The sequence below is a fragment of the Arthrobacter sp. SDR-2R genome, assembly GCF_057747955.1.
The window spans coordinates 3,980,885-4,000,912 of the sequence record NZ_CM173231.1 but is presented as its reverse complement, the minus strand read 5'-3'; the positions used below and the strand labels follow the sequence as shown (position 1 = coordinate 4,000,912).

The window sequence follows — 20,028 nt, the reverse complement described above, 5'->3', positions numbered from 1 at the left end:
GGACGCACCATGTCTATCTATCTGAACAAGGACTCCAAGGTCATCGTCCAGGGCATCACCGGCGGCGAAGGCACCAAGCACACCGCGCTGATGCTTAAGGCGGGCACCAACATCGTCGGCGGCGTCAACGCCCGCAAGGCCGGCACCACGGTCCTGCACGGCGACAAGGAAATCAACGTCTACGGCACCGTCAAGGAAGCCATGGCGGAAACCGGCGCCGACGTCTCCATCGTCTTCGTGCCGCCGGCATTCACCAAGAACGCCGTTGTGGAAGCCATCGAGGCCGGCATCGGCCTGGTCGTGGTCATCACCGAAGGCGTCCCCGTCCAGGACTCCGCCGAATTCTGGGCCCTGGCCCAGTCCAAGGTGGATGCCGACGGCAACCAGGTCACCCGCATCATCGGCCCGAACTGCCCCGGCATCATCACCCCCGGCGAAGCGCTGGTTGGCATCACCCCGGCCAACATCACCGGCAAGGGCCCCATCGGCCTGGTTTCCAAGTCGGGTACCCTGACCTACCAGATGATGTACGAACTGCGCGACCTGGGCTTCTCCACCGCCATCGGCATCGGCGGCGACCCCATCATCGGCACCACGCACATCGACGCCCTGGCCGCGTTCGAGGCTGACCCCGAGACCAAGGCCATCGTGATGATCGGCGAAATCGGCGGCGACGCCGAAGAGCGCGCAGCCGACTTCATCAAGGCCAACGTCACCAAGCCGGTCGTCGGCTATGTGGCCGGCTTCACCGCGCCCGAAGGCAAGACCATGGGCCACGCAGGTGCCATCGTCTCCGGTTCCGCCGGTACCGCCCAGGCCAAGAAGGAAGCCCTCGAGGCTGCCGGTGTCAAGGTCGGCAAGACGCCGTCCGAGACCGCCAAGCTGCTCCGTGAGGTCTACGCAGCCCTCTAGCAGTCCTGCACAACGCGGGGCCACCCGGCCCGGTTCCCCTTTGGGGACCGGCAGGGCGGCCCCGCGTTTGCTGTTTAACCAACCTGACTGTTTGACGCACGACGACGGCGGGCAGCGCGCGCCCGAGTGCGTCGAGTAATGTTGAGGAAGGAAAATCAGGGCGCCTTGCGCGCGCAGGCAGGGGATGACGGATGGCAGAGAAGCGACCGACCCTGGTCGACGCCGTCGTCGACAAAGTCCTTGAGCACATCCTCAGCGGAGAGATCAAGGCCGACGACGCCCTGCCGCCTGAAGCGGATATCGCCAAGGAGTCCGGTGTCAGCAGGCTGACGGCCCGCGAGGCCATGAAGGTATTGAAAGCGCAGGACGTGGTGTACGTCCGGCGCGGCCTGGGCACCTTCGTCAACCCGCCCGAGCGCTGGACCGGACTGGACGCCATCATGCGCGCAGCCTCCAGGGGAGTGGCCTCGGACCAGGTGGCACTCCGTTTGCTCGAGGTCCGCCGCATGGTGGAGACCGGCGCGGCCGAACTCGCTGCCTCCCGGCACCGGCCGGCTGACCTCGCCGCGCTGCAGGACAGCGTGGAGCAGATGGAAGCGGCCCACCATGCCGGCGACGTGGACGCGCTGACCGTGGCAGACATCGCCTTCCACGACACCGTTCTGCGCGCGTCCGGCAACCCGTTCGTGCCGGCCCTGCTGGGCCAGCTGTCCACCCTGCTCTACGCCATGCGGCGCGAAACCTCGGCGTTCCCCGACGTGCAGCGGCACGCCATCCACCACCACAAGATGGTCCTGGCCGCCATCGCCGCCGGAGACCCGGCCACCGCCCGCTCCACCATGGATGCACATATCACCCAGACTTTCGAGGATTACGAGCACTACCTTGCCGTGTCCAGCCGCAGCGGAGCCGCGGCCCGCTAGCCGCCTGTCCGGGCCCGTCCCATCGGGGTATTCCCTGTCAGCGGCATCCCCACCAGGCCGCGTCCGCAGCCGTGTTGACGCTCCCGTCCCCTGTGATTAGAATCTCCTACAGACATCAGACATCTGATATCACCCCCAAAAAATGCCGCCAGCCAAAGGAGTCGTCATGCGCGCGCATTCCCTTTTCGAGGGTCCCCACACCACCCTGGGAGGCCTGCGATGACCTCCCGTGCTGCTGCCCCCGCTCTCAGCGAGTTGGGCGAGACCACCCTCCGCAAGGTTCGTCGGAGGCTCATGCCCCTGATCGTCCTCCTGTACTTCATTGCCTACCTGGACCGGAACAACGTTGGTTTCGCCAAGCTCGGCATGCAGGGGGACATCGGACTGACCGAGGCCGCCTACGGCCTGGGCGCCGGCATCTTCTTCCTCGGCTACGCACTGCTTGAGATCCCGTCGAACGGCGGCATGTACCGCTATGGCGCCCGCAAGTGGATCGCCCGCATCCTCATCAGCTGGGGCATCTTTGCCACCGCCATGTTCCTGGTGAACGGTGAAGCGACGTTCTACATCATCCGCTTCCTCCTCGGAGCCGCCGAGGCAGGCTTCTTCCCGGCCATCCTCTTCTACCTGACCCTGTGGTTCCCCGCGGCGCAGCGCGTGACGGTGCTGGGCATCTTCATCCTGGCCCAGCCCATCTCCAACGCCCTCGGCGCCCCGGTGTCCGGCATGCTCCTGAACCTGGAGGGCGTGGCAGGCCTGCACGGCTGGCAGTGGCTCTACATCCTGGAAGGCATTCCCGCCATCCTGTTGGGCATCATCACCCCCTTCGTCATGACGGACCGGCCCGAACACGCCAAGTGGCTCAAGCCGGAAGAGCGTGAGTGGCTCTCCAACACCATGAGCGCCGAACTGGCCCACAAGCAGAAGTCCGGCAACCACAACTTCCTTGCCGGATTGAAGGACCCCCGCACCATCGCATACTCGGCCCTGTACTTCGGCCTGGTATGCGGCATCTACGGCCTGGGCCTCTGGCTGCCCACCATCGTCAAGGCGCTGGGCAAGTTCGACTCGACCCAGGTGGGCTTCATCGTCTTCATCCCGTACGCCATCGCTGCCGTCTTCGTCTACTTCTGGAGCAAGCGCTCAGACCGCACCGGCAACCGGGTATGGCATGCCAGCATGAGCATGGTGCTCGCCGCCGTCGGCCTCCTGGGCGCAGGCTACCTGCTGCCGGTCAATGCCGTGCTCGCCATGGTGTTCCTGACCCTCGCGGCCATGGGCATCTACTCCGCCATCGCGCCGTTCCTTGCCATGCCCTCCGCAGCCCTCACCGGTGCTGCAGCCGCCGCCGGCCTCGCCATGGTCAACTCCCTTGGCAACCTGGGCGGCTTCGTGGCGCCCTACATCGTGGGCATCCTCAAGGACGCCACCGGAAACAGCCAGAGCGGGCTGGTCTTCCTGGCCGCCTGCCTCGCCGTGACCGCCGCCGCCACCTACCTTTACGCACGCAAGCGGCCGGAGGGTGTCTCCGCCCCCGGGGTCACAGTTCCTGCCGCCGAAACCCACTAGGACGCATCAATGACTACACAGCACACCTTCCCCGCAGAGCGCACCGCTGTCCTCACCGGGGCAGCATCTGCCCGCGGCATTGGCCGGGCAACCGCTGACCGGCTGGCCAGCGAGGGCTGGTCCATCGCCATCCTGGACATCAATGCCGAAGACGCGAAGGCCGCGGCTGCCGAAATCGGCTCCAGCCGTGCCGTCAAGGCCATCGGCGTGGGCGCCGACGTCTCCGACGAGGCATCGGTTGACCGCGCCATCACGGAAATTGAGGAGGCGCTTCCGCCCATCGTCGGACTGGTCAACCTGGCCGGAATCAGCTCACCCACCCCCTTCATGGAGACCACGGTGGCCGAATGGGACAAGGTCTTCGCCATCAACATGCGCGGCACCTTCCTTGTTTCCCAGCGGGTCCTCAGGGGCATGATCGAGCGCGAACTCGGGAGGATCGTCAGCATCTCCTCCATCTCGGCCCAGCGTGGCGGCGGCACCTACTCCAAGGTGGCCTACAGCGCCTCGAAAGCCGGCATCCTCGGTTTCACCCGTGCGCTGGCCCGTGAAGTGGGTGAACACAACATCACCGTGAACGCCATCGCCCCCGGTCCGATCGACACTGACATCATGGGCGGAACGTTGACGGACGAGCGCAAGGCCCAGATGTCCGAGGGCATCATGATGGGTCGGGTGGGAACCCGGGAGGAAGTGGCGGCGCTGATCGCATTCCTGCTCAGCGAGGACGCCGGCTACATTACTGCCGCCACCTACGACATCAACGGCGGCCTGCAGGTTTCCTGACCACCGGTTTCCGCTGGTGCAGTGCTGCCTGCCGGCCGTACGGCACCAGCGGGACGTGTCCGGGGACACCCCATCCCACGCGCTCCCGCACATTTTCCGGCTATAGGATTTCTACATGGCAACCAAGAACCAGGCCTCCGGCGGCGTGAGCAGGCAGGTCCTCGCCGACCACGTTTACGAAGCGCTTCTTGTTGCCCTGATGGACGGCCGGCTGGAGGCGGGAACCCCGGTCAGCATCGACGGGATGGCCAGGGAGCTGGACGTTTCCCCGACGCCGGTGCGCGAAGCGCTCGCCCGGCTGGAAGCGACCGGGATGGTGCGGAGGATGGCCCTGCGCGGCTACCGTGTGGCACCGCTGTTCTCCCCGGAAGAACTGGCCGACCTGATGGACGCCCGCCTGGTGATCGAACCGGCCAATGCCTTCATGGCCTGCAAGCATGCTGACCCGGAACTGACCGGGCAGCTGGAGCAGGCCATCGAGGACCTCAAGGCAGCCCCGCGCGGTCCATCCTTCACGGAGTTCCGCGCCTACTGGGAAGCCGATGAACGGTTCCACCGGCTCATCGCCGAGTCCGCTGACAACCAGTTCCTGCTGTCCGCATACAACGCCCTGGGTGGGCAGGTGCAGCGCTTCCGCTTCTTTGGCGGCCTGGGCGTGACCGATGCCGACTACGCCATTGCCGAGCACACCGAGATCCTCAAAGCCTTCGAGACCGGCGACGCCGATCTTGCCCGGCAGAAAATGATCGACCACATCGAAGGCGTCAAGCAGCGCTCGCAGCACGACAGCGAAGTGCGCAGCTAGCACGCACGCCCATGGGCCCAATATGGCCCGACTTTTTCACCAACCTCCGCCCGGGAGGAACAGAGAGGCCCTTGACAGGGCCTCGAATAGCGTAGATCCTATAGGAAATGCGATTCTAAATTTGGAGTGACAATGCCGTACACCGCTGAAAACTGGCCCATCGCTGCTGCCCTGCTGCAGTTCCCGGGAACAAAGCCGGACGGGACCACCGCCCAGGAGGCCCCCGCCAGCGACTGGCAGCAGGTCTTTGAAGAAGTCGCAGACGCCGGCTTCAGCAACGCCGACCTCACCGACAGCTGGGTGCGGCCGGGCGATCTCTCAAGCGCCCGTCTGGACGAACTGAAGGCCGCGGCCAGTGCCGCCGGCCTCGGGCTTCCCTCCATCTCCGCCATCCGCCGCAGCGTGATTGAGGAAGGCAAGTGGGAGGAAAACCTGGCCTACACCCACCGGACCATCGACGCCGCTGCGCAGCTCGGTTGCGAGGTCGTCTCCATCGGCCTGCACCAGGCCATCACCCCGGAGCAGCAGAAACAGCTCTGGTTCTGGACCGTTGAAGGCCACAAGGACCCGGTAGCGGACAAGGAAACCTGGAACAACGCCGTCACCCGCATCCGGGAGGTCGGCAAGCACGCCGCTGAACTCGGCCTCCTGGTGTCCCTGGAGATGTACGAGGACACGTACCTCGGCACTGCTGACTCCTCCGTGCAGCTCGTCCAGGACATCGACCTGCCCAACGTTGGACTGAACCCCGACCTGGGCAACCTGATCCGCCTGCACCGCCCCATCGAAGACTGGCGCGAACTGGTGCACAAGACGCTGCCCTACTCCAACTACTGGCACGTCAAGAACTACATCCGCGACGAGGACCAGGCCCGGAACCACTACGTCGCCATGCCGGCGCCCATGGAATCCGGCCTCATCAGCTACCGCGAGGCCTTCCAGTTCGCCATCTCGGTGGGCTTCCAGGGCATCATCTGCACCGAGCACTACGGCGGCGACGGCCTGAGCGTCACCGCCGCCAACCAGGACTACCTGCGCCGCCAGGTCCTGCCCAAGCGCGATGGCTACACCCTGGGCACCAGCATGGTAGCGCAGGGCCGGCAGGCCCCGGCGGCTGTCCCCGCACGCTAAGCCACGGCAGGCTTCCCAACCGATCCAACCGGTTCAACGAGGAATCATGACAAAGATATTTGACGATCCAGCGCAGTTCGCAGACGACGCCCTCGACGGTTTCGTGGCCGCCAACCGCAAGTATGTGGCGCGAGTCGACGGCGGCGTTGTCCGTTCCACCGAAACACCAGAGGGCCAGGTGGCAGTGGTCATTGGCGGCGGTTCCGGCCATTACCCCGCCTTCGCCGGCCTGGTGGGGGCAGGGCTCGCCGCCGGAAGCGCCTGCGGCAACATGTTCGCTTCCCCCTCCGCCGGGCAGGTGTACCGCGTGGCCAAGGCATCCCAGACCGGCGGCGGCGTCCTCCTGAGCTACGGCAACTACGCCGGCGATGTGCTCCACTTCGGCCAGGCCCAGGAGAAGCTGAACGCTGAGGGCATCGAAACCCGCACCGTCCTGGTGACTGACGACATCGCCAGCGCGCCCCTCGAGGAGATCGGCAAGCGCCGCGGCATCGCCGGCGACCTGACGGTCTTCAAGGTTGCCGGCGCGGCGGCAGAGGCCGGGCTGGACCTGGATGAGGTGGAGCGGCTTGCCATCAAGGCCAACCACCACACCCGTTCGCTGGGCGTGGCGTTCGCCGGCTGCACCCTCCCCGGAGCATCCGAGCCCCTCTTCACCGTGCCGGAAGGCATGATGTCCGTGGGACTGGGCATTCACGGCGAACCGGGGATTTCAGACCTGCCCCTGCCCAGTGCCAGTGAACTGGCCAAGCTGTTGGTGGACGGGCTTTTGAAGGACAAGCCGGAAACCGCAGGCCGCCGGTTAGTGCCCATCCTCAACGGACTGGGAACAGTCAAGTACGACGAACTCTTCCTGTTGTTCGGCAAGATCGAGGCTCTGCTCACCGCTGCCGGACTCGAGATCGTTGAGCCGGAGTGCGGTGAACTGGTGACCAGCCTGGACATGTCCGGCCTGTCATTGACGCTGTTCTGGCTGGATGCGGAACTGGAGAAGTTCTGGGCCGCGCCGGCTGACACCCCCGCCTTCCGCAAGGGCAACCTGGCCCCGCGCCGGGCCCGGGCCGTCGAGTCCCTGGCCGAGGCGGCCACGACGCCGGGGCTGGCAGCCACGCCGGCGTCCACCGCGCTGGCTGCCACGGCGGTGGGAGTGTTGAAGGAAGCCCGGTCCGTCGTCGTCGAACACGAGGAGGCACTCGGGAAGCTGGATGCCATCGCCGGGGACGGCGACCACGGCATCGGAATGCGCCGCGGAGTGGATGCTGCCGTTGCTGCCGCGGAGAAGTCCCATGCCGGCGGTGCCGGCCTGGAGGAAGTGCTTGCGGCGGCGGGGGAGCAGTGGGCCGAGCGTGCCGGCGGTACCTCCGGGGCCCTTTGGGGCGCGGCGGTCACCGCCGTCGGCAGGACCCTGGGCAGCAAGGACGCCTACACCGCGGCCGACGCAGCGGCGGCCGTCAATGCCCTCCGCGACGCCATTGTCACCTTGGGCAAGGCCGAGGCGGGAGACAAGACCATGGTGGACGCGCTCCTTCCGTTCGCCGAGACCTTCACCAAAGCAATTGACGACGGCGGCAGCCTGGCCGGCAGCCTTCGTGCGGCAGCGGAGGCCGCCGCCGAGGCCGCTGACGCGACTGCCGGACTCAGCCCCAGGAAAGGCCGGGCGCGCCCGTTGGCCGAGAAGAGCCTGGGCCACCCGGATCCCGGCGCCGTTTCGTTCGGCCTCATTGCCCGCAGGGTGGCCGAGTACGCCGCCACCATCGAAAGCCACTAAGGAGAATCGCATGACCGAACACACCCAGCAAGGCTGGCGCATCGTCGTCGGCAATGACGAAGCCGGCGTCGAATACAAGAACGCGCTGCGCGAGATGCTGGAGGCAGACCCCCGGGTCGCCTCGGTGGAGGACGTGGGCGTGGGCGCCGACGACGCTACTGCCTATCCGCACCTTGCTGTCGCCGCAGCCCGCAAGGTCGCAGCCGGAGAGGCGGACCGTGCCCTGCTGATCTGCGGAACCGGCCTCGGCGTGGCCATCTCGGCCAACAAGGTTCCCGGCATCCGGGCCGTCACAGCACACGACAGCTACTCAGTGGAGCGTTCCGTGCTGTCCAACAACGCCCAGGTGCTGACCATGGGCCAGCGCGTCATCGGCCTGGAACTGGCCAAGAAACTGGTGGGCGAGTGGCTTGACCACCGCTTCGATGAAGACTCCCCATCCGCGGCCAAAGTAGACGCAATCTCCTCCTACGAGGACGCGTCGGAAGGACTTGAAGACAAATGAGCAACCGCAACATCGCCGTCGTCGGCTCAGGCTATATGGGCGGCGGGATCGCCCAGGTCCTGGCACTCGCAGGAGCCCGCGTGGCACTCGCCGACGTCTCCGCTGAAATCGCGCAAAGCAACTACGAACGGCTCCTGAAGGAGTCCGACGAGTTCGTCGCCGCCGGCCTGTTCCCGGCCAACGCCACCGACCTGCTCAAGGAAAACCTCTGGGCAGCCAAGGACATCGAAGAAGCCGTGGCCGGCGCCGAGTACATCGAGGAGGCAGTGCCGGAGATCCTGGAGATCAAGCACGCCACCCTGGGCAGGATCAGCGCCGCCGCCCGCCCCGAGGCCATCATTGGTTCCAACACCTCCACCATTTCCATCGCCAAGCTGGCCGAGGTGGTGGACAACCCGGAGCGCTTCCTGGGCGTCCACTTCTCCAACCCGGCACCATTCATTCCCGGCGTGGAAGTCATCCCGCACGAGGGCACCTCCGAGGCCACCATCCAGGCGGCCCGCACCATCGTGGGGGAGACCGGCAAGGAAACAGCCACCGTCAAGGACGTGACCGGCTTCGTGCTCAACCGGCTCCAGTACGCCCTGTTCCACGAGGCAGCCCAAGTGGTGGAGGAAGGCATCGCCACCGCGGAGGACGTGGACACCCTGGTGCGCACCACCTTCGGCTTCCGTCTGCCGTTCTTCGGGCCGTTTGCGATCGCCGACATGGCGGGCCTGGACGTATATGCGTTCTGCTACAAGTCCCTCCAGACCGGGTTCCCGGAGCGGTTCGCCACCCCCAAGATCCTGCAGGAAAAGGTCGACGCCGGCCAGCTGGGCACCAAGACCGGTTCCGGCTTCCTTGACGTCCCCGCAGACCGGACCGCAGCCCTGGTTGCCTACCGGAACAAGGCGTACGTCGCCATGCAGAAGCTCATCGAAGAGCTGGGCCCTGCCCCGCTTTCCTGATCCGAAGGAACACCTCCATGACAGCATTTCCCACAGACCGCACGGTGATCGTTACCGGCGCTGTCTCCGAACGCGGCATCGGCCGGGCCACCGCAGACTACCTGGCAGAGCGCGGCTGGAACATCGGCGTGATCGACATCGATGACGCCGCCACCAAGGCCGTGGCCAAGGAGCTGGCCGAAAAGTACGGAATCAAGGCCCACGGAGCAGGCGCAGACGTCAGCAACGAAGCGTCGGTCCGGGCGGCCATCGACGAGATCGAGGCCGAACTTCCGCAGCTGGTGGCCCTGGCCAACATCGCGGGCGTCAGCTCCCCGGTGCCGTACCTGGAACTGGACGCCGCCGAATGGGACCGGGTACTCAGCATCAACTTGAACGGCGTCCACTACGCCACCCGCCGTGCCGCCGAATCGATGGTCAAGAACCAGCTGGGCCGGATTGTGAACATTTCCTCCGTCTCCGCCCAGCGCGGTGGCGGAACCTTCAGCAAGACCCCGTACTCCGTGGCCAAGGCCGGCGTCATCGGCCTGACCCGCGCCACCGCCCGTGAACTGGGGGAGTACGACATCACTGTCAACGCCATCTCGCCCGGGCCGATCGACACCGACATCATGGGCGGCACCCTGAGCGAGGAACGCAAGGACGAGCTGGTCAAGGACCTGGTGGTGAACCGCGTGGGCAACACGCGCGACATCGCTGCCGCCATCCATTTCCTGATTGGCGAGGACGCCGGGTATATCTCCGGCCAGACGCTGAACGTCGACGGCGGACTGTACATGCACTGACGGCCTCCGTTTCCCTTCGCATCACGAAGACCGGAGCCACCACCAACATGCGGGCCGCCGGCCCGCGGAAACCACCACGTCACCACTCGAAGGAGAGTGTTGTGTCCGAAACCACCGCAACATCCAAGGAACTTCTGGCCCGTCCGGTCCTGAAGTCCGCGATCTTCAAGGCGGCCCGCCGGCTCATGCCGATGCTGGTCATCCTGTACGTCGTTTCGTTCCTGGACCGCACCAACGTCGGCTTTGCCGAGGCGGCCCTCGGGGCGGACAAAGGAGTGTCCGCCGCAGCCTTCGCCCTGGGCGCCGGCATCTTCTTCATTGGCTACGCGATCTTCGAGATCCCCAGCAACCTGCTGCTCAAGAAGGTCGGCGCCAAGATCTGGCTGGCGCGCATCGCCATCACCTGGGGCATCGTTTCGGCGTGCTTCGCCTTCGTCCAGGGCGAGACCTCGTTCGTGATCCTGCGTTTCCTCCTCGGCGTGACCGAGGCCGGCCTGTTCCCCGGCGTGATCATGTACCTGGCCGAATGGTTCCCCAACAAGGTGCGCGTCCAGATGTTCGCCATCTTCTACCTGGCCCAGCCGTTCTCCCAGATGATCGGCAACCCCCTCTCCGGCTGGCTGATCAACATCGGCGACCAGGTGCCGGGCCTGCGCGGCTGGCAGGTCATGTTCTTCGTCGAGGGCCTGCTCGCAGTCCTGGCCGGCATCGCCGCCTTCTTCTTCCTGATCAACGGTCCCGAAAAGGCCAAGTTCCTCAGCCGGGAGGAGAAGTACGCGCTCAAGGAAGTCATGGCACTGGAAGACAACATCAAGGACCAGACCGGCCCCCGCGGCATCCTCGCCGCCATGCGCAACGGCCGGGTCTGGTACTTCACCGCCATCTACTTCTGCCTGCAGATCGCCGTCTATGGCGTGACGTTCTTCCTGCCGCAGCAGGTGTCGTCCCTGACCGGGCAGAAAGTGGGCCTCGCCGTCGGCCTGCTGATCGCGGTCCCGTGGTTCTTCGGCATCTTCTCCTGCTACTTCATCGGCCGGGCGGCTAACACCGTTGCCAAGCGGCGGAAGTTCGGCACCATCCTGTTTCTCTCCACCGGCCTGTGCATCTTCGGCTCGGCTTGGGCGGGAACCAACCACCAGCCGGTCCTGGGCATGATCTTCATAACCCTGGCAGTCTGCAGCTTCCTCGCCGTCGGTCCGGTGGTCTGGTCCTACCCAACCGCGTTCCTCGCCGGATCCGCAGCAGCGGCGGGCATCGGCCTGATCAACTCGCTGGGCAACCTGGGCGGCTTTGTGGCCCCGATCCTGCGGACCGCCGTCAACGAGGCCACGCACTCGCCCACCGGATCCATGGGTGTGTACGCCCTGGGCGTCCTGCCCTTCGTGGCCGCCGCAATGATGTACGCCACCAAGCGGTTCAAGAACAAGGCCGACGACCTGCTCGACTGAGCCCGTCACAACACATCGCAAGGAACTTCATGCGCACCTCCGGCAGCAGCACAGGCAACGGCACCGTCCACATCGGCGTCAGCACCAAAATGTACCTGGGTTACCAGGCAAGCCTGCGCTGGCTGTCGGAGGTGCGCTCCGTTGTGGACGAAAGGCCCGGGCTGGGTGCGCATTCCGCCAAGGACGCACCGGTCCGGGTCTTCGTCATCCCTTCCTTCCCCGTCCTGGAGCCGGCCACACGGATCCTGGCCGGCTCACCCGTCCTGCTCGGCGCCCAGAACTGCGCCTGGGGGGACGGGCCCCTCACCGGTGAAGTCAGCCCCGGCATGCTGGCCGAACTGGGCGTCCAGCTCGTCGAGATCGGCCACGCGGAACGCCGCAGCCTGTTCGCCGAGGACGACGCCGTGGTGGCACGCAAGGTGCGTGCCGCCGTCGACAGTTCCCTTACCCCGCTGCTTTGCATCGGTGAGCCGGACAGGCTCGACGCCGGTGCTGCCGCCGACTTTTGCGTGCGGCAGGTCCACGCCGCTACTGGCGGTGACGCCAGCCTCCTAAGCTGCCTGGTCCTGGCCTATGAACCCGTATGGGCTATCGGTGCTCCTGCACCCGCCCCGCCGCAGCACATCAACTCCGTGTTGACCCTGCTCCGGGCCGCACTGGGCCCGGACTGCCCCCTGATTTATGGCGGCAGTGCCGGGCCAGGGCTGCTGCCGCAGCTTCCCGCAGCGGACGGACTCTTCCTGGGCCGTTTTGCGCACGACGCCGCCAACCTTGGCCGCGTGCTGGACGAAGCCCTCGCCCTGGCTCAGACCCGCGCCCCGGCCAGCAATTCCTCCAGCCGCTCGTAGCCCTCGCTCAGGCCGCCCTCCATCCCGGACTGGGCCATGCCGTCGCGCGCCTCCTGGCTTGGGTAGACGGAGTGGCCCCGCAACCGGGTCCTTCCGTTGCCCAGGTCCTCAAACGTCATGAAGTCCAGGCTGACCACATCCGGGTATCCGCCGAACTCAAAGGTCTGGATGGCGAATTCGTTGTCCCGGACGGTGTGGAAGATGCCCTTGAACTCGTAGGCCACACCGTCCGGTCCTGTGTGCAGGTAGCGGTAGCTGCCGCCGGTGCGGAAATCGTAGTGGTCGATCTCCATTTTCAAGCCCCGCGGGCCCAGCCACTGGACAATCAGGTCCGGTTCTTTGTGGGCGCGGAACACGTCCGCCACCGGGAAATCAAACTCGCGCTCGTAATCGATGAAGGGGACGCCCTCAGGAACGCTGAGTTTCAGGGAATTGCTCATCATGACTCCTTGGAGGATTTGTCGCCGCTGTCCGCAGCGTTTGACCTAAGAACGGCGTCGAGGCTGCGGAACTGGCCTTCGCGGACCAACCGGTACCGGTCAATCCAGGCGGTCAGCTCCTCAAGCCGCGCCGGGTTCAGGTGGACGGGCCTGCGCTGTGCATCCCTGCTTCGGGTCACCAGCGCTGCCTGCTCGAGTACCTGGATGTGTTTCGAGACCGCCTGCTTGGAGATCTCGAACGGTTCTGCCAATTCGTTCACTGTTGCCGGGCCCCGGCTGAGCCGGGCGATGATGCTCCTCCGCACGGGATCTGCCAGGGCCATGAAGGCCGAGTCCAATGCCGCACTTTCAGGGTTCATTGCTGCCCGTTTCTAATCAACCTCCAGGTTTATCAACCTTTGAGTTGTTTAAGCATAGGAGTCCCAGGGTGACGATTCAAGACCCCGCGTCATCCGGGATTTCGGCTACGTGGAAAACAGCGCCGGTGGCTGGTCCTTCGGCTTCGGCTGCGCGCAGTACGTACGGGAGAGTTGGCCGTCGCTAGAAAGTAGTTCCGGCACCCGCAATATTGGGACCGCGGCGCCCGGCAGCATCAGTTGTCAGTATGTCAGTACAAACCTTTGACAGGACATTGGATCTAAGGCAAAGTAGTGCCTGTGGCCCACGCCACGGCCTGCCAGTCCCGGAACTCCTGCCCCTCGAAGGATCCGCGTTCCACACCAGAAAGGTCCACGATTCCCGTGACCCACGAGCTTCTTACGATCGGGCGCATCAGCGTTGATATCTACCCGAACGACATCGGGGTTGGCCTGGAGGACGTTAGTTCCTTCGGCAAATACCTTGGCGGTTCACCGTCCAACGTCGCTGTTGCCGCCGCCCGCCACGGACGCCGCACCGGGGTCATTACCCGGACCGGGGATGATCCGTTCGGCGCCTACCTGCACCGCGAGCTGCGCAAGTTCAACGTCGATGACGCCTTTGTTACCCCGGTGAAGGACTGGCCCACGGCGGTGACCTTCTGCGCGATCAAGCCGGCCACGGACGAGTTCCCGCTGTACTTCTACGGCCGGTTCCCCACGGCGCCGGACCTGCAGATCAAGGCTGAAGAGCTGGACCTGGACGCCATCCGTGAGGCCGGGATCTTTTGGTCCACGGTGACCGGCCTGTGCCAGGAGCCCTCGCGATCAGCGCACATTGCCGCGCATGAGGCGCGGCCGCGGACCGGGCTGGCTGAGGGCCAGTTCACCATCCTGGACCTGGATTACCGGCCGATGTTCTGGGCTTCCGAGGAGGAGGCCCGGGCCGAGGTTGCCAAGGTCCTGCCGCACGTCACGGTCGCGATCGGCAACGACAAGGAATGTGCCGTGGCAGTCGGCGAGGGGACTCCCGATGAGCAGGCGGACCGCCTGCTCGCTGCCGGCGTGGAAATCGCCGTCGTCAAGCTCGGCCCCGAAGGCGTGATGGCCAAGACCCGCACCGAACGCGTGGTCTCCGCGCCCGTCCCGGTGGAAACCCTCAACGGCTTGGGTGCCGGCGACTCCTTTGGCGGCGCCTTCTGCCACGGACTCCTCTCCGGCTGGCCGCTGGCACAGGTCCTGGACTACGCCAACGCCGCCGGCGCCATCGTCGCCTCACGCCTTTCCTGCGCCGACGCCATGCCGACGCCGGAGGAGGTCACCTCGCTGCTGGCCGAACGCGGCCGCGCGGTTCCGGGCGCCTCGATTCCCGAAGGAGCAGCACTGTGACCCTCACCTCTCTTGCTTCCAACAACGCTGTGGACGACGATCCGCGCCGCTATGAGCACCTGAGCACTATACGGCTGGAAGACCCTGGTGCCGTGGCCCGGGCGGCCAAGTCCCGCCGGCGCCACCCCGGCCTGAAGTCGGGGCGGCAGAACTTCATCGTCGCCGCCGACCACCCCGCCCGCGGCGCCCTTGCCGTCGGCAGCGACCCCGTGGCCATGGCTGACCGGCGTCAGCTGCTGGACCGGCTGCAGATCGCCCTGGCCAACCCCGCCGTCGACGGTGTCCTGGCGTCCCCGGACATCATGGACGACCTGCTGCTGCTGGGCGCCCTGGACGGCAAGCTGGTCTTCGGTTCCATGAACCGCGGCGGCCTCTCCGGGCTGGTCAACGAGTTCGATGACCGCTTCACCGGCCACACCGCCGCCGCTCTGGAGGCCCTGGGTGCTGACGGCGGCAAGATGCTCACCCGCATCTGCCTGGGCGACCCCGACACCGTGGCCACCCTGGAAGCGACCGCGAAGGCCATCGATTCGCTGGCGGAGCGCAAGCTGATTGCCATGGTGGAACCGTTCCTGTCGGTCCGGGAAAACGGCCGCGTCCGCAACGATCTGTCCACCAACGCCGTGATCAAGTCCATCGCCATCGCAGAGGCGCTGGGCTCCACCAGCGCCTACACCTGGATGAAGCTTCCCGTCGTGGCGGAGATGGAACGCGTCATGGCCGCCACCACCATGCCCACCGTCCTGCTGGGCGGAGACCCGGATGGGTCCCAGGACGAGGTCTTTGCGTCCTGGCAGGCGGCACTGGCGCTCCCGGGCGTCCAGGGCCTCACTGTTGGCCGGACGCTCCTGTACCCGGCCGACGGCGATGTTGCCGGTGCCGTGGCCACGGCCGCCTCACTGCTGAACCACACCACGGAAGTATCGGAGTAGCCTCCCCATGGACACAACAGGAACGCGCAGGATGACGGTGGCCCAGGCCGTCGTCGAATACCTGTCCAAGCAATACACCGTCGACAAGGTGGGCGGTGTGGACTACCGGGAGCGGCTCATCCCCGGCACGTTCGGTATCTTCGGGCACGGTAACGTTGCCGGTGTGGGGCAGGCCCTGAAGCAGTACCAGCAGCTGGACCCGGCCATCATGCCGTACTACCAGGGCCGGAACGAACAGGCCCAGGCGCACCAGGCCGTGGGGTATGCCCGGCATACCCGCCGCCGCCAGACCTTCGCCATCAGCACCTCGATCGGCCCGGGGTCCTCCAACCTGCTGACCGGTGCCGCTTTGGCCACGACGAACCGGCTGCCGGTGCTGCTGCTGCCCAGCGACACGTTCGCCACCCGCGCGGCAGACCCCGTGCTGCAGCAGCTCGAACAGCCCTACGCCTACGACATCACCGTTAATGACGCCTTCCGGCCACTGTCCAAGTTCTTCGACCGCGTCACCCGCCCGGAACAGCTGTTCTCCGCGTTCCACCACGGCCTGCGTGTCCTGACGGATCCGGCGGAGACCGGCGCCGTAACCATCTCGCTGCCTCAGGATGTCCAGGCCGAGGCGTTCGATGTCCCCGAGGAGTTCCTGGCCGAGCGGGAGTGGCGGATCCGCCGCCCCGACGCGGACGACGACGACATCGCCCGTGCCGCCGCGGCCATCCGTGCCGCGAAGCGCCCGCTGATCATCGCCGGCGGCGGCGTCCTCTACGCCTACGCCAACGACGAGCTCGCAAAGCTCGCCCAGCTGACGGGCATCCCGGTAGGCAACACCCAGGCCGGCGTCGGCGTCCTGCCGTGGGACCACCAGTTCAGCCTGGGTGCCATCGGCTCCACCGGTACGACGGCGGCCAACGCCATCGCTGCCGACGCCGACCTGATCATCGGCATCGGCACCCGCTACGAGGACTTCACCACCGCGTCACGCACAGCGTTCCAGAACCCGGACGTGCGCTTCATCAACATCAACGTTGCCCCGATCGACGCCTACAAGCACGGCACCACGCTGCCGATCGTCGCCGACGCCCGCAAGGCACTCGTCAAGCTCAACGCAGCACTGGGCGGCTACCGGGTAGGCGCCGACCTGGAGCAGAAGGTCGCCGCCGAGAAAAAGCGCTGGAACGCCACTGTGGACGAGGCCTTTGACACCCGCTACACCCCGCTGCCGGCACAGAACGAAATCATCGGCGCCGCCAACCGGGCCATGGACGCTGCGGATGTGGTGATTTGCGCGGCCGGGTCCCTGCCCGGGGACCTGCACAAGATGTGGCGTGTCCGGGACCCGTTCGGCTACCACGTCGAATATGCCTACTCCTGCATGGGCTACGAAATCCCCGGAGGCCTCGGGGTCAAGCGCGCAGCCCTGGCCGAAGCCGCGCGCGGCGGCGAGCAGCGGGACGTCGTGGTGATGGTGGGGGATGGCTCCTACCTGATGATGCACACCGAACTGGTCACCGCCGTCGCCGAACGCATCAAACTGATCGTGGTCCTGATCCAGAACCATGGATACGCCTCCATCGGCTCCCTGTCCGAATCCCTGGGCTCGCAGCGCTTCGGCACCCGCTACCGGGCCCTGGACGAAGAACAGCACAGCTTCGACGAAGGGGACACCCTGCCGGTGGACCTTGCCCTGAACGCCGAGTCCCTGGGCGTGAAGGTCATCCGGATCGAACCCGGCGAGAAAGTCATCGCCGAACTGGAACAGGCCATCCGCGACGCCAAGGCCGCCCCCGAGGGCAGCGGGCCCATCCTCATCCATGTCGAGTCCGACCCGCTCCTGGACGCACCATCCTCCGAGTCCTGGTGGGACGTCCCCGTCTCCCAGGTCTCCGAACTGGATTCCACCAAGCAGGCCTTCCATACCTACGTCGACCACAAGTCCCGCCAGCGCAAACTGCTCGGCTAACCCTCCTCCAGACACCACCCCCTCAAGGAAGAGTCCCCATGACTGCCACCACCCAGACCACCGATACCCAGACCACCGATACCCAGACCACCGTGATCAACCACTTCATCAACGGCGCCGAAACCGCCGGCGCTGGCGACCGCACCACCCCCGTGTACAACCCGGCCACTGGGGCCGTGACCGGCGAGCTGCGCCTGGCCAACCGCGCCGACCTTGACGCCGCCGTCGCCGCCGCCCGGAAGGCTGCCGACAGCTGGGGTGACATCTCCCTGGCCAAGCGCACCGCCGTCTTGTTCAAGTTCCGCGAACTCGTCGCCGCCCACGTGGACGACCTCGCTGAACTAATCACGACCGAGCACGGCAAGGTCCTCTCCGACGCCAAGGGCGAAATCGGCCGCGGCCTGGAAGTCATCGAGTACGCCTGCGGCATCCCCACCCTGCTCAAGGGCGACTACTCGGACCAGGTCTCCACCGGTATCGACGTGTTCAACTTCCGCGAGCCCCTCGGCGTGGTCGCCGGCATCACCCCGTTCAACTTCCCGGTCATGGTGCCGCTGTGGATGGCCCCGATGGCGATCGCCACCGGCAACGCCTTCATCCTCAAGCCCTCCGAGCGCGACCCCTCCGCGTCCCTGCTGCTGGCCAAGCTCTGGAAGGAAGCCGGCCTGCCCGACGGCGTGTTCCAGGTCCTGCACGGCGACAAGGAAACCGTCGACGGGCTCCTGACCCACCCGGACGTGGACGGCATCTCCTTCGTCGGGTCCACCCCGATCGCGCAGTACGTCCACGAAACCGCCACCAAACACGGCAAGCGCGTCCAGGCCCTGGGCGGGGCGAAGAACCACGCCATCATCCTGCCCGACGCCGACCTGGACAACGCCGCCGACCACCTCGCTGCCGCCGCCTTCGGCTCCGCCGGCGAACGCTGCATGGCGATCTCCGTCGCCGTCGCCGTCGGGGACGCCGCCGACCTGCTGGTCAAGAAAGTCGAAGAACGCGCCCTGGCCGTGAAGGTCAACAACGGCACCGCCCCCGACGCCGAAATGGGCCCGGTCATCACCCCGGCCTCCAAGGAACGCATCGTACGGATCGTCACCGAAGCCGAGGCCGCCGGCGCCGCCATGGTGGTGGACGGCCGCGACCTGGTGGTCCCGGGCCACGAAGACGGCTTCTGGGTGGGGCCTACCGTGATCGACCACGTCAAGACCGAAATGACGGCTTACACGGAAGAGATCTTCGGACCCGTCCTCGTCGTGGTCCGCGTCGACACCCTCGAAGACGGCATCAAGCTGATCAACGCCAACCCCTACGGCAACGGCACCGCCATCTTCACCTCCTCCGGCGCCGCCGCCCGCAAGTTCCAGCGCTCCGTCACCGTCGGCATGATCGGCATCAACGTGCCCCTCCCGGTCCCCGTGGCCTACCACTCCTTCGGCGGCTGGAAAGCATCCCTCTTCGGCGACAAACACATCTACGGCCCCGAAGGCGTCTCCTTCTACACCCGCGGCAAAGTCGTCACCTCCCGCTGGCCCGAAACCCACCACGCCTCCGAAGCCTCCTACAACTTCCCGTCCAACTAACACCCAGAGAGACAACGCTGTCATGACTGAGAACAAGCTGATCATCGGCACGGCGCCGGACTCCTGGGGCGTCTGGTTTGCGGACGATCCGAAGCAGACCCCGTGGGAACGCTTCCTCGACGAAGTGGCCGAGTCCGGCTACAAGTGGATCGAACTTGGCCCGTACGGCTACCTTCCCACCGACCCGGCCCGCCTGGCGGAGGAACTCAAGCAGCGCGACCTGAAAGTCACAGCCGGCACCGTGTTCACCGCCTTCCACCGCGGCGTGGACCAGTGGGAGACCGCCTGGGAGCCGGCCCGCAAGGTCGCCGAACTCACCGCGGCAATGGGCGGCGGGCACATCGTGGTCATTCCGGCCATGTGGCGCGACGACGTCACCGGCGAGGCCGTGGAAAGCGGCACGCTAAGCGACAAGGCCTGGAGCGACCTGTTCGCCGGCCACAACCGCCTGGGCAAGACCCTGCTGGAGGACTTCGGCCTGAAGCAGCAGTTCCACTCCCACGCTGACTCCCACGTTGGCGCGCAGGAGGACATCGAAACGCTGCTGGGAGCTACCGATCCGCAGTACCTGAACCTCTGCCTGGACACCGGCCACGCGGAATACTGCGGCGCCTCCAGCCTGGAGCTCATCAAGAACTACCCTGACCGCATCGGCTACCTGCATTTGAAGCAGATCAATCCGGACATCCTCAGGCGAGTCAACGAGGAAAACATGACATGGGCCGCGGCCAACCTCGCCGGCGTCATGACCGAACCGCCGAGCGGGCTGCCCGACCTCCGCGCCGTCATCGAGGCCGTGGAAGCCCTGAACCGCCCCATCTTCGGGATCGTGGAACAGGACATGTACCCGGTGGCCTTCGACGTCCCGATGCCGATCGCCAAGCGCACCCGCAACTACCTGCTGACCTGCGGCTCCCGCACCGCCGTTAACTGACCTCTTC

The 20,028-nt window shown here is 66.2% G+C and carries 19 protein-coding genes; 17 read left to right on the top strand and 2 right to left on the bottom strand.

Annotation, left to right across the window (positions count from 1 at the left end):
• Window positions 1-9 precede the first annotated feature (9 nt).
• The 12 genes from sucD (at window position 10) to AC3ANU_RS18410 (ending at window position 12,430) form a co-directional block, all read left to right on the top strand.
• Window positions 10-912, top strand: coding sequence for a succinate--CoA ligase subunit alpha (gene sucD, locus AC3ANU_RS18465; protein WP_018769572.1), 903 nt, complete (start codon window positions 10-12; stop codon window positions 910-912).
• A 191-nt stretch (window positions 913-1,103) separates the two neighbouring features.
• Window positions 1,104-1,835, top strand: coding sequence for a FadR/GntR family transcriptional regulator (locus AC3ANU_RS18460; protein ID WP_018769573.1), 732 nt, complete (start codon window positions 1,104-1,106; stop codon window positions 1,833-1,835).
• Between the two features lie 219 nt (window positions 1,836-2,054).
• Complete coding sequence (locus tag AC3ANU_RS18455; RefSeq protein WP_026265817.1) at window positions 2,055-3,404, top strand: MFS transporter; 1,350 nt, start codon at window positions 2,055-2,057, stop codon at window positions 3,402-3,404.
• A 9-nt stretch (window positions 3,405-3,413) separates the two neighbouring features.
• Window positions 3,414-4,190, top strand: coding sequence for an SDR family NAD(P)-dependent oxidoreductase (locus tag AC3ANU_RS18450; RefSeq protein ID WP_018769575.1), 777 nt, complete (start codon window positions 3,414-3,416; stop codon window positions 4,188-4,190).
• 115 nt (window positions 4,191-4,305) lie between these two features.
• Complete coding sequence (locus AC3ANU_RS18445) at window positions 4,306-4,995, top strand: GntR family transcriptional regulator (protein ID WP_018769576.1); 690 nt, start codon at window positions 4,306-4,308, stop codon at window positions 4,993-4,995.
• 132 nt (window positions 4,996-5,127) lie between these two features.
• Window positions 5,128-6,126, top strand: a complete 999-nt coding sequence (locus AC3ANU_RS18440; RefSeq protein ID WP_488315044.1) for a sugar phosphate isomerase/epimerase family protein — start codon at window positions 5,128-5,130, stop codon at window positions 6,124-6,126.
• A gap of 46 nt (window positions 6,127-6,172) precedes the next feature.
• On the top strand, window positions 6,173-7,894 hold the full coding sequence (gene dhaL / locus AC3ANU_RS18435) for a dihydroxyacetone kinase subunit DhaL (protein ID WP_056389091.1): 1,722 nt from the start codon (window positions 6,173-6,175) through the stop codon (window positions 7,892-7,894).
• A 10-nt stretch (window positions 7,895-7,904) separates the two neighbouring features.
• Window positions 7,905-8,399: a ribose-5-phosphate isomerase gene (locus tag AC3ANU_RS18430; protein ID WP_488315043.1), complete on the top strand. Its 495-nt coding sequence runs from the start codon at window positions 7,905-7,907 to the stop codon at window positions 8,397-8,399.
• Entirely contained in the window at window positions 8,396-9,349 is a 954-nt protein-coding gene (locus tag AC3ANU_RS18425) for a 3-hydroxyacyl-CoA dehydrogenase family protein (RefSeq protein WP_488315042.1), read from the top strand. The genes AC3ANU_RS18430 and AC3ANU_RS18425 overlap by 4 nt, the downstream gene beginning before the upstream one ends.
• Before the next feature lie 17 nt (window positions 9,350-9,366).
• Complete coding sequence (locus AC3ANU_RS18420; RefSeq protein ID WP_018769581.1) at window positions 9,367-10,134, top strand: SDR family NAD(P)-dependent oxidoreductase; 768 nt, start codon at window positions 9,367-9,369, stop codon at window positions 10,132-10,134.
• Window positions 10,135-10,235: 101 nt separating this feature from the next.
• A complete protein-coding gene (locus AC3ANU_RS18415; protein ID WP_018769582.1) occupies window positions 10,236-11,582 on the top strand; it encodes an MFS transporter in 1,347 nt (448 codons plus the stop codon).
• A gap of 29 nt (window positions 11,583-11,611) precedes the next feature.
• A complete protein-coding gene (locus AC3ANU_RS18410; RefSeq protein WP_134165628.1) occupies window positions 11,612-12,430 on the top strand; it encodes a triose-phosphate isomerase family protein in 819 nt (272 codons plus the stop codon).
• On the opposite strand, the gene AC3ANU_RS18405 is transcribed toward AC3ANU_RS18410, so the two are convergent.
• Complete coding sequence (locus AC3ANU_RS18405) at window positions 12,388-12,870, bottom strand: SRPBCC family protein (protein ID WP_018769584.1); 483 nt, start codon at window positions 12,868-12,870, stop codon at window positions 12,388-12,390. The genes AC3ANU_RS18410 and AC3ANU_RS18405 overlap by 43 nt on opposite strands.
• Complete coding sequence (locus AC3ANU_RS18400) at window positions 12,870-13,229, bottom strand: ArsR/SmtB family transcription factor (protein WP_488315041.1); 360 nt, start codon at window positions 13,227-13,229, stop codon at window positions 12,870-12,872. Before AC3ANU_RS18400 ends, AC3ANU_RS18405 begins: the two co-directional genes overlap by 1 nt.
• 381 nt (window positions 13,230-13,610) lie before the next feature.
• On the opposite strand from AC3ANU_RS18400, the gene iolC reads away from it, so the two are divergent.
• The 5 genes from iolC to AC3ANU_RS18375 are packed head-to-tail and all read left to right on the top strand — an operon-like array spanning window position 13,611 to window position 20,021.
• Window positions 13,611-14,615 (top strand): 5-dehydro-2-deoxygluconokinase, encoded by a 1,005-nt coding sequence (gene iolC, locus AC3ANU_RS18395; protein ID WP_488315040.1) that lies wholly within the window; start codon window positions 13,611-13,613, stop codon window positions 14,613-14,615.
• Entirely contained in the window at window positions 14,612-15,547 is a 936-nt protein-coding gene (locus AC3ANU_RS18390; RefSeq protein WP_488315039.1) for a Cgl0159 family (beta/alpha)8-fold protein, read from the top strand. The genes iolC and AC3ANU_RS18390 overlap by 4 nt, the downstream gene beginning before the upstream one ends.
• A 31-nt stretch (window positions 15,548-15,578) precedes the next feature.
• Window positions 15,579-17,507: a 3D-(3,5/4)-trihydroxycyclohexane-1,2-dione acylhydrolase (decyclizing) gene (iolD, locus tag AC3ANU_RS18385; RefSeq protein ID WP_268003350.1), complete on the top strand. Its 1,929-nt coding sequence runs from the start codon at window positions 15,579-15,581 to the stop codon at window positions 17,505-17,507.
• Window positions 17,508-17,545: 38 nt separating this feature from the next.
• A complete protein-coding gene (locus AC3ANU_RS18380; RefSeq protein WP_488315038.1) occupies window positions 17,546-19,087 on the top strand; it encodes a CoA-acylating methylmalonate-semialdehyde dehydrogenase in 1,542 nt (513 codons plus the stop codon).
• A 22-nt stretch (window positions 19,088-19,109) separates the two neighbouring features.
• Complete coding sequence (locus AC3ANU_RS18375) at window positions 19,110-20,021, top strand: sugar phosphate isomerase/epimerase family protein (protein WP_223993925.1); 912 nt, start codon at window positions 19,110-19,112, stop codon at window positions 20,019-20,021.
• Window positions 20,022-20,028: the final 7 nt, after the last annotated feature.

Bases quoted from the DNA above. Each gene is read 5' to 3' on its own strand.
- sucD (WP_018769572.1), top strand. From the start codon at position 10: ATGTCTATCTATCTGAACAAGGACTCCAAGGTCATCGTCCAGGGCATC.
- AC3ANU_RS18460 (WP_018769573.1), top strand. From the start codon at position 1,104: ATGGCAGAGAAGCGACCGACCCTGGTCGACGCCGTCGTCGACAAAGTC.
- AC3ANU_RS18455 (WP_026265817.1), top strand. From the start codon at position 2,055: ATGACCTCCCGTGCTGCTGCCCCCGCTCTCAGCGAGTTGGGCGAGACC.
- AC3ANU_RS18450 (WP_018769575.1), top strand. From the start codon at position 3,414: ATGACTACACAGCACACCTTCCCCGCAGAGCGCACCGCTGTCCTCACC.
- AC3ANU_RS18445 (WP_018769576.1), top strand. From the start codon at position 4,306: ATGGCAACCAAGAACCAGGCCTCCGGCGGCGTGAGCAGGCAGGTCCTC.
- AC3ANU_RS18440 (WP_488315044.1), top strand. From the start codon at position 5,128: ATGCCGTACACCGCTGAAAACTGGCCCATCGCTGCTGCCCTGCTGCAG.
- dhaL (WP_056389091.1), top strand. From the start codon at position 6,173: ATGACAAAGATATTTGACGATCCAGCGCAGTTCGCAGACGACGCCCTC.
- AC3ANU_RS18430 (WP_488315043.1), top strand. From the start codon at position 7,905: ATGACCGAACACACCCAGCAAGGCTGGCGCATCGTCGTCGGCAATGAC.
- AC3ANU_RS18425 (WP_488315042.1), top strand. From the start codon at position 8,396: ATGAGCAACCGCAACATCGCCGTCGTCGGCTCAGGCTATATGGGCGGC.
- AC3ANU_RS18420 (WP_018769581.1), top strand. From the start codon at position 9,367: ATGACAGCATTTCCCACAGACCGCACGGTGATCGTTACCGGCGCTGTC.
- AC3ANU_RS18410 (WP_134165628.1), top strand. From the start codon at position 11,612: ATGCGCACCTCCGGCAGCAGCACAGGCAACGGCACCGTCCACATCGGC.
- AC3ANU_RS18405 (WP_018769584.1), bottom strand. From the start codon at position 12,870: ATGAGCAATTCCCTGAAACTCAGCGTTCCTGAGGGCGTCCCCTTCATC.
- AC3ANU_RS18400 (WP_488315041.1), bottom strand. From the start codon at position 13,229: ATGAACCCTGAAAGTGCGGCATTGGACTCGGCCTTCATGGCCCTGGCA.
- iolD (WP_268003350.1), top strand. From the start codon at position 15,579: ATGACGGTGGCCCAGGCCGTCGTCGAATACCTGTCCAAGCAATACACC.
- AC3ANU_RS18380 (WP_488315038.1), top strand. From the start codon at position 17,546: ATGACTGCCACCACCCAGACCACCGATACCCAGACCACCGATACCCAG.
- AC3ANU_RS18375 (WP_223993925.1), top strand. From the start codon at position 19,110: ATGACTGAGAACAAGCTGATCATCGGCACGGCGCCGGACTCCTGGGGC.